Source organism: Streptomyces sp. NPDC028368, assembly GCF_055565615.1.
Genome location: NZ_JBVHTY010000004.1, coordinates 563,246 through 577,232, shown reverse-complemented (window position 1 = coordinate 577,232; position 13,987 = coordinate 563,246). Strand labels below are relative to the sequence as shown.

Below are 13,987 nucleotides of genomic sequence, written 5' to 3'. Positions count from 1 at the left end.
GCCGTAGCCAACTGGCCCGCCCTAGGTGTATTGCTCTGGAGGGTTGGGGCCGCGTCTGGCGGGTGGTTTGCCTCTCAGGGCGGTGTGTCCGCGGTGCTGATTGTAGGTGTGGAGCCAGCGTGGTACGCGTTACGGCGTTCGGTCTCTGAGCGGTAGGGGCAGGCGTAGGCCCATTCACCGAGCAGGGCGCGGTGGAGGCATTCGACCTTGCCGTTGACCTGGGGCCGGTAGGGCCGGGTTCGCGTGGGTGACCTCCCGGCTGCCGCCAGCAGTTCGCGCCAGTCGCGGGAGCGGTAGCACGAGCCGTTGTCGGGCAGTACCCGTTCGACGGTGATCCCGGCTCGGGTGAAGACGCTCAAGGCTCATACCCAGAAGGCGGTGGCGGATTCCTTCTTCTCGTCGGTGTGGATTTCGCTGCAGGCCAGGCGGGAGCGGTCGTCGACAGCGGTGTGCGGGTAGCTGTAGCCAGCGCCGAATCGAGTCTTGCGGCCGGCCTGGCGGCTGCGGGTCTCGTGGGCGCCGCCGTCGGCGATGTTGCCGGGCTCCTTGGTGTCGACCTGGACGAGCTCGCCCGGCCGGTCACGTTCGTGGCGGCGTAGGGGCTGACTGGTTGCCCGGTCGAGGTGTGTGAGGCGGACCCGCCCTCCGGCGATGCTCTGACACGAGCCAACGGCTGCACACCCAACCAGAACCGGGGCCCACGTGCGTCCCACTGGCTCGTTGGCAGGCTGGTCTCGGGCGAGGTAAAGAAAGGGAGCCCGCGGCCAAGTCGAGACCGGTGCCAGCCCGTCAACTCCGACGCCAGCCATTGCCGGACCTCTCTGACCTGGACTAACGTCCTCCGGACCGATACCACTTTCCTCAAAACTTCGCAGGTGCCAGATTTGCAGTGCCATCCGCGGAGATCGTGGACACCCAGGCGATGGGCCTCGGCACGACCACCGCGGTCAGGAGCTTGTAGAACTCGTTGCGGGACATCTCAGCGGGATCAAAGTCAATGCGCATGGTGATCAGTATCCACACCGGCGGCCGCGGATCTTACAGCGGATCCATGGCACCACCAAACCCCTGAGTTACCGGTCCCCGTCCAGGCAACCCCCGAACAGTAAGGCTGGGTGAACCAGTTGAAGAAGGTCCGGGGCCGCGCCTTCGACCAGCTCTTCGTGGACCTGCTCCGGGCTTCCCACGGCAAGGTGTTCATCACCATCGGCGAGGTCCGCGCGACCACCAAGAACGCCTTGGTACGACGTCTGGCGACGCAGGCCAACAACACCGTCCAGGACCACATGGACGTTCTGGAGGACACCGGCCTCGTCACGGACGCCACCCTCGACGACGTCGCCTCGACCATTCCCAAATGACCGTCCACCGCGTCGGCTCGGAGAGGCACGCCGAGCGTCACCTCGCGCGCTCAACCGCCACGAGTGGCCCATACCTCGACGAACGTTCCCCGGTCGACGTGGTTGACCTCGAACCCAGCGTGGGCGACGCGATCAGCGAACGTTTCGCCGCCCCAGACCGTGTACCAGCGACGTCCGTCAGGCTCGTCGAGCCAGCCGGAACGACCGGTCGCCTTGACGCAGGCGTACAGTCTGCCGCCGGGGCGTAGCAGCCCGGCGAATTGGTCGAGCACCTCCGCGGTTTCCGGCTCAAGGAGGTGTACAAGCGATGCGGCGGCCCAGATCCCGTCAAACGTCCCGGCCGGGAATCGAGCTCCGACCTCTCGCAGATCGCACTGTGAGGTGGGTGCGTGGACGTTGGCCATCGCGACGAACACGGGGTTGAGGTCGACGCCACGGGCGACATGCCCATGGGCGCCGAACCGGGCGAGGTCGCGGCCAGGACCGCAGCCGGCGTCGAGGATCAGCGAGGGCTTGGGCAGCGAGTCGGCGAAGCGCCCAGCGGCCGCAGACATCTTTGTGGCGTGTACTGCCGCATAGTCGTGAGCGCTGCCGCTGTAGACCGCGACCGACTGGGCAACGCGATCGAGCGAAAGGTCCTTGTTGCTGTGTGAGGTCATGTGTGAAGTCATCCTGCCCCTGTCGCCTGACTGACGTCGCATGTGCGGCGCCCGTGTACGGCGCCTCTCCACTGATCGTTCCCTCGCCCATACTGACCGGCCCACTGCCTCCTGCACAGCGATTTCGAAACGGTGCTCGTCACGTCCGGGCTTCACCATGTACACGGGCCGACAACCTCGGCCGCCGCGCATAAACGCCATGACCGGCCAAGCCACGTCAGGCCAGAGCGAAGTAGCGCAGCCACACATAGACGAGGGACAACGCGACCGTCGCAACGGTCACGATCAGGCCGTACTTGGTGAACTGCCAGAAGGAGATGGGCTGGCGGTTGCGTTCGGCGATGCCGAGGACGACGACGTTGGCGGAGGCTCCGATGGCGGTGGCGTTGCCGCCGAGGTCGGCGCCGAGGGCGAGGGCCCACCACATGACGTGGTCGCTTCCGCCGCCCATGTTGTGCACCAGGTCGCTGGTGATGGGGGCCATGGTCGCGACGTACGGGATGTTGTCGACGACGCCGGAGAGGACGGCGGAGGCGCTCTGCAACGTCATGGAGCCGGCGAGTTCGTTGGATCCGATGAGGTGGGCCAGGCCCTTGGAGATCTCGTTGATGACGCCGGTGTCGATCAGGCCACCGATCATGACGAAGAGCCCGGCGAAGAAAGCCAGGGTGGGCCACTCCACCTCGGCAAGTACGTCGCCGGTCTCGGCGGAGGAGATGGCGACGAGCAGGCCGGCGCCGAGCAGGGCGACGATGCTGGGCGCGTAGTGCAGGACCGGGTGCAGGACGAAGCCGGCCACCACCAGGGCGAGCACGATAAGGCCCTGGATCAGCAGGCGCGGGTCCTTGATGGCCTCGCGCTCCTCCAGCGCCATGATCTCGGCTGCCCGGTCCTCGTCGTAGACGAAGGTCTTGCGGAACATGACCCGGCACAGTGCGACGAGGACGGCGATCAGTACCGCCGAGAGGGGGGCGAGATGGACGAGGAAGTCGTTGAAGGTGAGGCCGGCCCGGCTGGCGATGATGATGTTGGGCGGGTCGCCGACCAGGGTCGCTATGCCGCCGATGTTGGAGGCCAGGACTTCGGCGATGAGGAACGGCGCGGCGGGCAGGGCGAGGCGTTCGCAGACGAGCAGGGTGACGGGCGCGATCAGCAGGACCGTGGTGACGTTGTCGAGGAGCGCCGAGGCCACGGCGGTGATGACGACGAGCATGGCCATGACCCGGAACGGTTTGGCGCGGGCCCGTTTGACCGACCAGATTGCCAGGTACTCGAACACGCCGGTCTTCTTCAGCACACCGACGATCATCATCATGCCCATGAGCAGGAAGATGACGTTCCAGTCGATGCCGGACTCCGCGGAGTAGAACGCCGACGCATCGTCGGTCGCCCCGATCACCAGCATCAGCCCTGCGCCGCCGAGGGCCACGGCGACGCGGTGGATCTTCTCGCTGATGATCAGGGCGTAGGCGCCGACGAACACGACGACTGCCGCCCAGCTGTGCCAAACCGCCCGAGGCGAGCGCCTTGACGATGGAGACCTGGGGATTGATCCGGCCACCGCGCTGGGCGACCGCGAGCATCACCTCCGGCACGCCATGGCCGCGGGCCTCCTTGGCGAACCGGTCGACCAGCGGCCCGTACAGCAGCCCGCCGACGACGGGGGCCAGCAGAACGAAGAACGGGCCCAGCCACGGCACGTGTGGGTTCGCGCTGCCACCCGCGCCCGCGTAATCGCCGTGGCCGGAGAAGAGGTGGGTGAAGGTCACGATCAGCCAGCGGAAGGCGATCGAGCCGAGCCCGGCACCGGCACCGACCGTCACCGCGAGCACCAACAGGCCCCACGGCGCGTTACGCAATCGGGCGCAACCCGATGCGGGGCGCGCTTCGACGACCGGCGAATCAATGACGGGAGGGGCCGGGGCCGCCGCATCTATCCCACTCATATTTTCCTCTCCTCGCTCATTTTGCATTATGCAAACGTTGTCAAGTGCGCTCCCGAGCGAGGTAGAAATGAGCATGATCGAGCGCGAGGGGAGCTCACCGGACATGGGCGACGTCGATGCGGTAACCCGCGCGGTGCTGACCGCCTCCAGGGTGCTCGTCGGCGTGTCCGCACGCTCGCTGACCGCAGCCGAGGACAAGGTCACGCTGCCCCAGTTCCGCCTGCTGGTCGTGCTGTCCGTACACGGCGCCACCAACCTGTCCACGGTGGCCGAACTCCTCGGGGTCAACCCCTCCACCGCGATGCGCATGATCGACCGGCTGATCGGCGCGGACTTCGCCAGCCGGCACGCCAACCCGGACAACCGGCGGGAAACCCTGATCCAGCTGACGGAGGACGGGCGCCGCATCGTCGAGGAGGTCACGGCCCGGCGCCGGGAGGAGATCGCTGCGATCGTCGGCCGCATGGACCCCGCCCAGGGCCAGGCGCTGGTCGAAGCGCTCACCGCCTTCACCGCGGCGGCCGGCGAACCGGCCGTACCGCCCGCAGGCCACGACGCCTACCCCTTGGGCTGGACCGACACTCCACCCCTCTGACCTGGGCAGATACGGCAGCTCTCCCGCCTGCGGGAGAAACGATGACCACCCGGGGACGGTCGCCCCGGGTGCCCACCGAAGTCGGCGGGTCCGGTCAGTGACTGCCGGTGAGTCCGCCGCTGAGCGTCTTGTGGAGCTGGGCGCTGGACTCGTTCAGACCGACGATCTCGACCTTCTTGCCGCGTTGTGCGTACTTGGTCTCGACGGCGTCCAGTGCGGCGACGGACGAGGCGTCCCAGATATGGGCGGAGGAGAGGTCGATGACGACCTTGTCCGGGTCGCCGGCGTAGTTGAACTGGGTGACCAGGTCATTGGAGGAGGCGAAGAAGAGTTCGCCGGTGACGGAGTAGACGACCTGGGTGCCGTCGGGGTCAGTGACCGCGGTGACGTGGGCGAGGTGCGCGACGCGGCGGGCGAAGATGACCATGGCGGTGAGGCTGCCGACGACCACGCCGATGGAGAGGTTTTCGGTGGCGACCACGACGGCGACGGTGATCGCCATGACGGTGGTCTCGCCGATCGGCAGCCGCTTGAGCGTGGCCGGCTTGATGGAGTGCCAGTCGAAGGTGCCGACCGAAACGAGGATCATCACGGCGACCAGTGCGGCCATGGGGATCTTGGAGACGATCGGGCCGAGGACGATGCAGAGGATGAGCAGGAAGAACCCGGCGAGGAAGGTGGACAGCCGGGTGCGGGCCCCGTTCTTGACGTTGATCATCGTCTGGCCGATCATCGCGCAGCCGCCCATGCCGCCGAAGAAGCCGGTGACGATGTTGGCGATGCCCTGACCGATCGACTCGCGCGTCTTGTTGGAGCGGGTGTCGGTCATCTCGTCCACCAGCTTGGCGGTCATCAACGACTCCATCAGTCCGACCAGGGCCATCGCCAGCGCGTAGGGCGCGATGACGGTCAGGGTGTGGAGGCTGAACGGGACGTCCGGCAGGCCGGGCACGGGCAGAGAGGAAGGCAGCTTGCCCTTGTCACCGACGGTGGGGACGACGATTCCGGCCGCGACAGTGACGACGGTGAGGATGACGATGGAGACCAACGGCGCGGGCACGGCCTTGGTGAGCCGCGGGAAGAACACCATCAGGGCGAGCCCTGCGGCGACCAGCGGATACACCGCCCACGGCACATCTAGCAGGTTGGGTATCTGGGCCGTGAACAGCAAGATCCCCAACGCGTTCACGAAACCGACCATCACCGAGCGCGGCACGAACCGCATCAGCTTCGCCACGCCCACCGCGCCGAGCACGATCTGGAAGACACCGGCCAGGATGACGGTCGCGATCAGGTAGCCGAGGCCGTGCTCGCGGACCACGGGCGCCACGACCAGAGCCACCGCACCGGTGGAAGCCGAGATCATCGCGGGGCGGCCGCCAACAAGGGCGATCACCATGGCCATGGTGCAGGCCGCGAACAACCCCACCTTGGGATCGACCCCGGCGATGACCGAGAAGGAGATCGCCTCGGGGATCAGCGCCAGGCCGACGACCAGGCCGGCCAGCACCTCCGTACGGAACACCTTCGGGGACAGCCATGGCGGGCGGAAGCCGCGCAGCCGCGCGACGGGGGACGGTGCGTAAGAAGACAAGGGGAAGCGAAACCTGTCGTGGTCGGGCCCGCCCCGGCCATAGGGACGTGCGGGAGAGGGCGGAAGGCCGGGACGGCAATCCACGAAGCCGGCGAACGCCGGGCGAAATCACTGAGCGCGGCGTACGCCCCACTCGGTTCGGCCGCTGCTCAAGGGCGAGGGGTCACGGCGGGCAAGCAGCGGCGCCGGGCAGGATGGGCATGCGCACACTCTTCCCTACTGACATCGGTCTTCGCCGGGGGCGTCGTCGGCCCCGACACGGCTGGCGGCCGCGGGAGGTTATCCCGCGCCATGGAACGAGGGACGGAGCACGGCAGGGAGCCACCCACACATCCACCGTCCAGCGATTCTACTGAGACGCATCGCGCATCGGGCCGTGCACCGGTCACTGGCTGGATGGACCTCGCACAGGCGAGATGGCGGTCGACACGGTGAGTAGTCGGCGTATCTCGCAAAGCCGACCGGGTCATCGAAGGCATCCCAGCCTCCATGGGACGGCGCGGTCGAACGCTTGATCTTGACGCCTCCTTAGCGCCTTCATAGCGGTCCGCTGACGTATCGTTAACGCCAGGTGAGCCGGGAAGTCTGGTCGGCATGCAGTGCGTTTCTCCGCTTCGTCGGCCATGAAAGGCTCTCCCGCGCATGACTCTCCCCAAGGCCGCCGTGTCCGCGGCCATACCGCCGGTGCGCTCCAGCCGGGGACCGCGCACGTCGGTGCTGTTCATCGCCTTCGCCTTCGCGGTGATCGCGGATCCGGTCTCCTCCGTCGCCTACGCCATCGAAGCGGCCCTGCGTGCGCTCCACGGTGACTTGGCGCTGCTGCTGCCCACCATGTCCTTGGTAGTCGGCCTCGTCGTCGTGGTGACCGCGAACTACTGGCAGCTGGTGCGCCGCTTCCCCAAGGGCGGTGGCGCGGCCGCCGCGGCCGGGCGGGCATTCGGGCCGCGCTGGACGTTCCTGCCCATCGGCGCGCTGGTGGTCGACTTCGTCCTGACCATCGGTATCTCCATCTCGGCAGCGGCCAGCGCGGCGATCGCCCTCTTCCCCGCGCTCGCCGGGGCACGTGTCCCGCTGGCCCTGGGGCTGCTGGTGCTGGTGGCCGGGCTGACCTGGTTCGGGCACGGCGGCCGCCTGCTGTTCGCGGCGATGACCGTGCTGTTCGTCGTGGTCTCCGTCGCCGTCCTGGTCCTCGGCTTCGTCAGCCCGCACGAGGTGGGCCACGCCCCGGCCAGTACCGACGCCGGACGGCCTGCCGCGCTGGCCGTCGTGCTCGCCTTCCCCGTCGCGATGGCCCTGGCCACCGGCGTCGAAGCACCCTCCACTGCGATCGCCCAGCTCGGCCAGCTCGACGACACCCACCGACGCCGCTTCGGCCGCGGCACCCTCGCCCTGCTGTTGGTCATCGTCGGCGGCCTGACGCTCGCGCTCACCGCCCTCGCGCTGCACCTGCACATCGGCATCCCGGCCGCCGAGTCCACCCAGATCGCCGACATCGCGCGCTCCGCCACCGGACCCGGCTGGCTGTACGGGGCGTTCCAGCTGACCAGTTCCCTGCTCCTGCTCGCCGCCGCCAGTTCCTCCTTCCAGGCGGGCCCCGGCCTGCTCAAGGCCCTGGCCGGAACGGCAGGCGCTCCCGGGGTCCTGCCGCCGGTCCTCGGCCGCACGAACAGGCACCACACCCCGTACTGGTCCGTCGTCGCGTACCTGATCGCCGCCGCCGTGATCATCGTGGCCGCAGCGGGCGAGGAGCAGGAACTGGTCCTGTTCTACGCGGTCGCCGTCTTCGTCAGCTTCCTGGTCGGCCTCGTGGCAATGGCCCGCTTCGCCCGCGCGGAGAAAAAGCCGACCCTGGCCTGGGTCAACGCCCTCGCCGCAGCCGCCGTCGCGTTCACCCTGGCGGTGAACCTGCTCCGCGGCTGGCCGATGCTCTCCCTCGCCGCCACCCTCCTCATCGCCGGGGCCCTTTACCTCCGGTGGATCCGCGCCGGACGCCCGGACGGCATCGAGGACGTCGAGGCCCAGGCCGAGGTCCAAGCCGAGGCCCTGCCCGAGGCAACCGGCTGAATCGATGGTCTCCACCGTCGATCCCGAAGCCGGCATGTGCACAAGACCCGATACTGGAGGCAGGACGGGTGCAAAGCCCTCCTCGCCGTCGAGCCGGAGACCGGACCGATCACCGCGATAACCTTGCGGTCCACAGTCGGCGCCGAACACCAGGCCCGGGGCATGCTCGGCACCGAGTTCGTACAGGTCCGGTGAGTGTTCGACTGTCGGGGTGGTCGTAAGCGAACGGTCGTGCCGCTCCAGGTGGAGCGGCAGCCGGACCAGCACGATGGGCAGCACTGCGCCGCCGTGAACGGCACGGTGGCAGGATCCCGGGAGTGCTCCGTGACCGCCCAGCCGCCTTCCACCGATTCACCCCCAGCGCACTATGACGACCTGCGTGCCCTGGTGTTCAACTGCACCCTCAAGCGGTCGCCGGAGCGGAGCAACACCCAGGGGCTCATCGACCGCAGCGTGGGCATCATGGAAGCGCAGGGTGTCCACGTCGATGTCGTGCGGGCCGTCGACCATGACATCGCCACCGGCGTCTGGCCGGACATGACCGAACACGGCTGGCAGACCGACACCTGGCCGGGGTTGTACGAACAGGTCACGGCAGCCGACATCCTCGTACTCGCCGGTCCCATCTGGCTCGGCGACAACAGCTCGGTGAGCAAGCGAGTGATCGAACGTCTCTACGCCTGCTCCAGCCTCCTCAACGAGTCGGGCCAGTACGCCTATTACGGGCGGGTCGGCGGCTGCCTGATCACGGGAAACGAGGACGGCGCCAAGCACTGCGCCATGAACGTCCTCTACAGCCTCCAGCACCTCGGCTACACCATCCCCCCTCAGGCCGACGCCGGCTGGATCGGCGCGGCAGGCCCCGGCCCCTCCTACCTCGACCCCGGCTCTGGCGGCCCGGACAACGACTTCACCAACCGCAACACCACCTTCATGACCTGGAACCTGCTGCACCTGGCCCGAACGCTCAAGGACGCCGGCGGCATCCCCGCCTACGGCAACCAGCGCACCTCCTGGGACGCCGGGTGCCGCCATGACTACGAAAACCCCGAACACCGATAGCCGGGCAGGCCGCCCTGCGGTGACAGCGAGCGCGCGGAAGCGGGAGTGCCGCAGCGATCTTTGGGCGGCGACGGCCGCCGTCATGCTGTTCGTGCTGGCGGTGGTCATCGGGCGTGCCGTCAACAGGAGCGTCTACGGTTCGGAGGGCATTCTGCGGCTGGGGTGGCCGCCACTGTACGCATGGTGGCTGCCGCACCTCGGCCCGGGGACGCCGGCGGCGCTCGCCGTCGCCGCGCTGGTGGTGGTCTACGGTCCGCCAACTGCGCGGCGCCTGTCGTGGCGGGTGCTGGTGCCGGCCGCATGGGCCGCGGCGATGGCCTGGACGTGGTCGCTCGCGCTGGTGGACGGCTGGGGGCGCGGGATCACCGAGCGGCTGACCACCAGCCTGGAGTACCTGCAGTCCGTGGACGACGTGCACGATGTGCCCGCGTTCCTGGGGAACTTCACGCACCACATCCTGGTCGGCTCACCCCACATCTGGCCGGCGCATGTGGCGGGCCACCCGCCCGGCGCGCTGTTGACGTTCGTCGCGCTGGACCGTATCGGGCTGGGTGGTGGCGCCTGGGCGGCGGCCTGGTGCATCACCATCGGGTCGGCTTTCGCCGCCGCGGTCATGGTCACCGTCCGGGCCCTGTGCGGTGAGCAACTGGCCCGACGGACAGCCCCGTTCCTGGTGCTGGCCCCGGCGGCGGTATGGATCGGCGCCAGTGCCGACGGCTACTTCGCCGGTGTCTCCGCCTGGGCGATCGCACTGCTCACGCTGGCGTCCACCCGAACGACGCGGGTGCCGCGCCTCGCGTCTCTGGGGGCCGGTCTGCTGCTGGGGCTCGCCTGGTACCTCTCATACGGCCTGACCGTCCTCGTCGTGCTCGGCGGCTCCGTCCTGCTCATCGCTCGTTCCGCACGCCCGCTGCCGTACGTGATCCTGGGCGTGCTGCTCTGGGTGGTGGCCTTCACCGCCGCCGGGTTCTGGTGGCTTGACGGCTACACGACCCTCGTCGAGCGCTACTACCAGGGCGCCGCGAAGGTACGCCCGTACGGCTACTTCGTCTGGGCCAATCTGGCCGCCCAGGTACTGACGGTGGGTCTGGCCACGATTGCGGGCCTGCGCCGCGCCGCCGGCCCGTTGTGGCCGGCCGTGCGGGGGATGCGTCGTACGTCGCCGGCCGGGCGTGGTGCGCTGTCCGTGGTGGTCGCCGCGGCGTTGTGCATGATGCTGCTCGCGGATGCGTCCGGGATGAGCAAGGCGGAGACCGAACGCATCTGGCTGCCCTTCGCCATCTGGCTGCTGCCCGCCTGCGCGCTGCTGCCCCACCGCGCTCATGTCTGGTGGCTGGCCGGGCAGGCCGTACTCGCGCTGCTGGTCAACCACCTGCTGCTGACCGGTTGGTGACCGTCGAACGGCGGCGAGGGGATCGCCGCAGTTCGAGGAAGTGGCGCCCGCCGATCGCCCAGTGTTCGCCAGACTGCCAGCCGGTGGCGGCTGCCTTGCCTCGCAGCGCGGCCACGCCGACGCGGGCCCAGGGGAAGGGCATGCCGAGATGACCTCGGCCGTCGTCGAATCGCACATGCAGCCGTTCGTCGACGTCACGGGTGGCCGCTTCCACCAGCAGCAGGCTTCCGTCAGGGGCCACGAGGGTCCCGATCCTCTCCAGCAGGGCCTGCGGGTCACCGCCGATCCCGATGTTGCCGTCCATGAGCAGAGCGGTGTTCCAGAGCCCTTCGCCCGGAAGCCGTTCGAAGACGGACCGGCACAGCGCCGCACCTCCGGTGTCGGCGGTGCGGGCGACCGCGGCGCGACTGATGTCGATGCCGAGAACCAGGTGGCCGAGGGCTCTGAGGGCGGTGACCAGACGCCCCGGTCCGCAGCCGACGTCGAGGACCGCCCCTTTGCACCGCCGCAGGACGCTCATGTCGGCGGGATCCGGTGCGGAGCACCAGCGGTCCACCTCCGACGACAGAACTCCGCCGTCCATACGGCGCATGTAGAGGGGGCCGCGGCCGTCCTCCAGCGCGTGGGCGTACGGGTCTTCGTCGGGCCGAGGGGCAGAACCCGGCTGCTGCCCTGGCGCATGCTCTTCGGTGCTCACCAGGAGGGCGCCTTCGTGGGTGTGGTCGATTCAAGCGCGCCGGGCATCGTGTCTCCGCTGTCACGTTCAGGGCATTCACATACAGAAGTGTTCGGGAAGGAGCGCTGGCGTGCGCAGGTGATTCTCCGGAACTGGCGACACCGCCTATGCCTGCCCGCGGCCTGGTCCCTTCCGCAGGGGGTCATCCTGGCCTGCCCGAAGCGCATGCGTACGCCATATGGCGACCATCAGGCAGAGTGCGGAGGCTGCGAAGAGGGCGGCGGTGATCAGCAGCCAGCGGCCCCAGAACACATCGGCGGACAGAGCGGTATACGCCGTGAAACCAGGGACCCTGTTCAGGACGAGCGGGTACCAGACCAGGAGCAACAGAAGGGCCACGAAGGCGGGAACGCGAAGGTAGTTGATCCAGCCGACCATCGGACGGGAGCGCTCCGTCGTCTCCTTCGGACGTCTGAGCGCCCCTTGCACGGCGCGGTCGGTGACGGTGTACAGGGGGAGGAAGACGAGGTCGTGCAGGAGCGCGGCACCAACGAACCAGACGACCACGCCGAGCGTGTCCCCCTTCAGCAGCCGGAGTCCGGCGTACCCGGTCAGGGCGAAAGAGCACAGCACGAGCAGAAGATGAAGGGGGGACGCCCCGTAGCGTTGCCGCATTCCCTTCATGACGCTTCTCCGGCCGTTCCGAAGGTAAGGCGGGTGACCCATTTGGTGTTGTGCACACCGGGGTTGGCCGGAACGATGATCCGTGCCGGATAGCCGTGGTCCGCGGACAGATCCGCACCATTGACCCGCAAAGCGAGCAGCGACCGGGCATTGCGCACCTGGTTGTCGCGCAGATGGGTCGAGCTGAAGGCGCCGCCGCGCTGTGCGGACTCGACGAACACGCCCGGCGGGCTCTGCCCCAGTCCGACCCGGGAGGCGAGTTCGGACAACCGGACGCCGGTCCAGAGCTGGTCGTCGGTGGACCAGCCCTCCACGCAGGCGATGGGCAGTGCAGCCGTGTGCTGTGGCAGGGCCAGCACCTGTTCGCGGGTGTAGGTCACCTCCCGGCCGTCCCCGCGTACGACGAGCCGCCAGTGGGGGCCGATGTCACGGGCACGGATACCGACGCCCGCGGCGGTCTTGTTGATCTGGAAGCCATTGGGTCCCGTGCCGGGCTCCTGCCCGTGCGGAGCCAGCAGCGCGGTCTTGCGCAGGGATCCGCCGATGCTCTGGCCTGCGGTCACGATGAGCAGTCCGAGCGACCCGGCCCCTACCAGGCCCAGCGCACCGCGCCGCGACATGGTCGGCGGCGCCGGATTCGGGGTCACCAGCCCCGTGTCGTCGGCGGGTTCGGGCTGGGTATGTGCCGTAGAGGTCCGCAGCTCGGTACGCCACCGGCGGCTGCGCAGAGCCCTGGACATGGCGGGGATGCGGAAGGCGATGTGCACGATGAAAGCGCCGATGAACACCCAGCCACCGTAGAAATGCAAGGTGTAGAAGGACCCGGGGAAGATGTAGTGCAGCTGGATGTTCAACACGCCGGTGACGAACTCGAACAGCACGCCGCCCACGAGAAGCAGCAGTGAGAGCCGCTCCAGCGCGTGGCTCGGCGAACGCAGCGGCGGCCAGGAGAACAGCTTCGGAATGACCGACCACAGCTTCGCCAGCAGGATCGGGATCAGCACCACGCCGAGCGTGACGTGCACGCCTTGGGTGAAGCGGTAAAGCCAGTAAGGGCTGGTGGGCCAGGAGAACAGATAGAAGCCGAGCCAGCCCTTGTTCGGCGTGTGGTCGTTGCCCGGCGCCAGATCGGGGTTATAGGCGGCGTAGGACAGCAGCCCGGTCACGAACAGCACGGTGATGCCGACGAGCAGGATCAACCCGAACACCGACGTCAGCCAGGGCCCGCGCAGCGGACTCCGCCAGAACGCGGGGCGCGTCGGGCCGGGCGGCGGCGGACCGCCCGGCAGACCGGGCAGGCTCCGGCGGCCACCCCCCTGGGGTGCCGTAGCCCCATGAGGCGGGGGTCTTCTGTCCGCGGATTCGGGCTCAGGGCGTCCCGCGCGCGACGGCCCGGCGGGTTTCACCTTGTCGGGCCGCGGTGCGTCGGGAGGGTGTGGCTCATTGCCGCTGTCGCTGGGCTCCATCCCGGTCCCTTCACCGTGTCCACGGCGCTCAGTCCGCCGCGCAGGAACAACGGTATGCGTCGGCGGGACGTTTTCGGGTGAACCTGAAGAATTGGGACTTCCGGGCGGCGGCCGATCATGCGAATTCCCGATGGGCAAGAGAAGGTGTGAGGCCCGCCACGGGCCGGCCCGATCCCTCGGCACTTCGCGAAATGCCCGAGCACAGAAAGTGCACAGCGAGCGACAGAACGCCGCCGTCAGTCATGGCGTGGGCAGCGACCTACACCGCAACCAACATCTGACCTGCCGGCTCCGATGCGAAAGAGGGCCCCCTCGCCGCCGCCGGCCTATGGGTGCCCCTCTACCCGAAAGTCCGGGCCGCCCGGTCGGACCGCCCTTCGCCCGAGCAATCCGTGTACGCGTCGGCAGCAACGCCCGGGACGAACAGCTACGCGCCCCACGCGGAGGTCCTGCCTTAGGAGCCGCGTGGCCCGCCGTGCCAGTACCG

The 13,987-nt window shown here is 68.7% G+C and carries 13 protein-coding genes and 2 pseudogenes; 5 read left to right on the top strand and 10 right to left on the bottom strand.

Annotated elements, in window-relative coordinates:
• Positions 1-74: 74 nt before the first annotated feature.
• The 3 genes and pseudogenes from ACZ4S3_RS12675 to ACZ4S3_RS12665 form a co-directional block, all read right to left on the bottom strand.
• Positions 75-359, bottom strand: coding sequence for a hypothetical protein (locus ACZ4S3_RS12675; RefSeq protein WP_467931410.1), 285 nt, complete (start codon positions 357-359; stop codon positions 75-77).
• 3 nt (positions 360-362) lie between these two features.
• Entirely contained in the window at positions 363-713 is a 351-nt protein-coding gene (locus ACZ4S3_RS12670) for a hypothetical protein (protein ID WP_467931406.1), read from the bottom strand.
• 151 nt (positions 714-864) lie between these two features.
• Positions 865-1,005 (bottom strand): annotated as a pseudogene (locus ACZ4S3_RS12665) (flavin reductase family protein); the annotation flags it as partial.
• 110 nt (positions 1,006-1,115) lie between these two features.
• On the opposite strand from ACZ4S3_RS12665, the gene ACZ4S3_RS12660 reads away from it, so the two are divergent.
• On the top strand, positions 1,116-1,361 hold the full coding sequence (locus tag ACZ4S3_RS12660; RefSeq protein ID WP_467931401.1) for a DUF4142 domain-containing protein: 246 nt from the start codon (positions 1,116-1,118) through the stop codon (positions 1,359-1,361).
• Positions 1,362-1,411: 50 nt separating this feature from the next.
• Here the strand turns inward: ACZ4S3_RS12660 and ACZ4S3_RS12655 are convergent, their stop codons facing one another.
• The 3 genes and pseudogenes from ACZ4S3_RS12655 to ACZ4S3_RS12645 form a co-directional block, all read right to left on the bottom strand.
• The gene (locus tag ACZ4S3_RS12655; protein WP_467931398.1) at positions 1,412-2,020 is read right to left on the bottom strand and encodes a class I SAM-dependent methyltransferase; all 609 of its coding nucleotides are present in this window, start codon (positions 2,018-2,020) and stop codon (positions 1,412-1,414) included.
• Between the two features lie 217 nt (positions 2,021-2,237).
• The gene (locus ACZ4S3_RS12650) at positions 2,238-3,503 is read right to left on the bottom strand and encodes an ArsB/NhaD family transporter (RefSeq protein ID WP_467931394.1); all 1,266 of its coding nucleotides are present in this window, start codon (positions 3,501-3,503) and stop codon (positions 2,238-2,240) included.
• A gap of 4 nt (positions 3,504-3,507) precedes the next feature.
• Positions 3,508-3,855: pseudogene (locus ACZ4S3_RS12645) on the bottom strand (chloride channel protein); the annotation flags it as partial.
• A 184-nt stretch (positions 3,856-4,039) separates the two neighbouring features.
• Here ACZ4S3_RS12645 and ACZ4S3_RS12640 point away from each other — a divergent pair.
• Positions 4,040-4,561, top strand: coding sequence for a MarR family winged helix-turn-helix transcriptional regulator (locus ACZ4S3_RS12640; RefSeq protein ID WP_350256810.1), 522 nt, complete (start codon positions 4,040-4,042; stop codon positions 4,559-4,561).
• 94 nt (positions 4,562-4,655) lie between these two features.
• Here the strand turns inward: ACZ4S3_RS12640 and ACZ4S3_RS12635 are convergent, their stop codons facing one another.
• The gene (locus tag ACZ4S3_RS12635; RefSeq protein WP_467931390.1) at positions 4,656-6,155 is read right to left on the bottom strand and encodes a SulP family inorganic anion transporter; all 1,500 of its coding nucleotides are present in this window, start codon (positions 6,153-6,155) and stop codon (positions 4,656-4,658) included.
• A 642-nt stretch (positions 6,156-6,797) separates the two neighbouring features.
• Here ACZ4S3_RS12635 and ACZ4S3_RS12630 point away from each other — a divergent pair.
• The 3 genes from ACZ4S3_RS12630 to ACZ4S3_RS12620 all read left to right on the top strand — a co-directional run bounded on the left by ACZ4S3_RS12630 (position 6,798) and on the right by ACZ4S3_RS12620 (position 10,674).
• On the top strand, positions 6,798-8,219 hold the full coding sequence (locus tag ACZ4S3_RS12630) for an amino acid permease (protein ID WP_467931386.1): 1,422 nt from the start codon (positions 6,798-6,800) through the stop codon (positions 8,217-8,219).
• Positions 8,220-8,543: 324 nt separating this feature from the next.
• Positions 8,544-9,281: a flavodoxin family protein gene (locus ACZ4S3_RS12625; protein ID WP_467931382.1), complete on the top strand. Its 738-nt coding sequence runs from the start codon at positions 8,544-8,546 to the stop codon at positions 9,279-9,281.
• On the top strand, positions 9,253-10,674 hold the full coding sequence (locus ACZ4S3_RS12620; protein ID WP_467931378.1) for a hypothetical protein: 1,422 nt from the start codon (positions 9,253-9,255) through the stop codon (positions 10,672-10,674). Before ACZ4S3_RS12625 ends, ACZ4S3_RS12620 begins: the two co-directional genes overlap by 29 nt.
• On the opposite strand, the gene ACZ4S3_RS12615 is transcribed toward ACZ4S3_RS12620, so the two are convergent.
• The 3 genes from ACZ4S3_RS12615 to ACZ4S3_RS12605 form a co-directional block, all read right to left on the bottom strand.
• Positions 10,646-11,371 carry a class I SAM-dependent methyltransferase gene (locus ACZ4S3_RS12615; protein ID WP_467931374.1) on the bottom strand — a complete coding sequence of 242 codons (726 nt, stop codon included), beginning with the start codon at positions 11,369-11,371 and terminating at the stop codon, positions 10,646-10,648. The two genes, ACZ4S3_RS12620 and ACZ4S3_RS12615, sit on opposite strands and share 29 nt — an antisense overlap.
• Positions 11,372-11,515: 144 nt before the next feature.
• The gene (locus ACZ4S3_RS12610) at positions 11,516-12,034 is read right to left on the bottom strand and encodes a hypothetical protein (RefSeq protein WP_467931369.1); all 519 of its coding nucleotides are present in this window, start codon (positions 12,032-12,034) and stop codon (positions 11,516-11,518) included.
• A complete protein-coding gene (locus tag ACZ4S3_RS12605; protein ID WP_467931365.1) occupies positions 12,031-13,242 on the bottom strand; it encodes a molybdopterin-dependent oxidoreductase in 1,212 nt (403 codons plus the stop codon). Before ACZ4S3_RS12605 ends, ACZ4S3_RS12610 begins: the two co-directional genes overlap by 4 nt.
• Between the last annotated feature and the right edge of the window lie 745 nt (positions 13,243-13,987).

What these genes read in the sequence shown, in the direction of transcription:
- ACZ4S3_RS12655 (WP_467931398.1), bottom strand. Translation starts at nt 2,020, where the DNA reads ATGACCTCACACAGCAACAAGGACCTTTCGCTCGATCGCGTTGCCCAG.
- ACZ4S3_RS12640 (WP_350256810.1), top strand. Translation starts at nt 4,040, where the DNA reads ATGATCGAGCGCGAGGGGAGCTCACCGGACATGGGCGACGTCGATGCG.
- ACZ4S3_RS12630 (WP_467931386.1), top strand. Translation starts at nt 6,798, where the DNA reads ATGACTCTCCCCAAGGCCGCCGTGTCCGCGGCCATACCGCCGGTGCGC.
- ACZ4S3_RS12620 (WP_467931378.1), top strand. Translation starts at nt 9,253, where the DNA reads ATGACTACGAAAACCCCGAACACCGATAGCCGGGCAGGCCGCCCTGCG.
- ACZ4S3_RS12610 (WP_467931369.1), bottom strand. Translation starts at nt 12,034, where the DNA reads ATGAAGGGAATGCGGCAACGCTACGGGGCGTCCCCCCTTCATCTTCTG.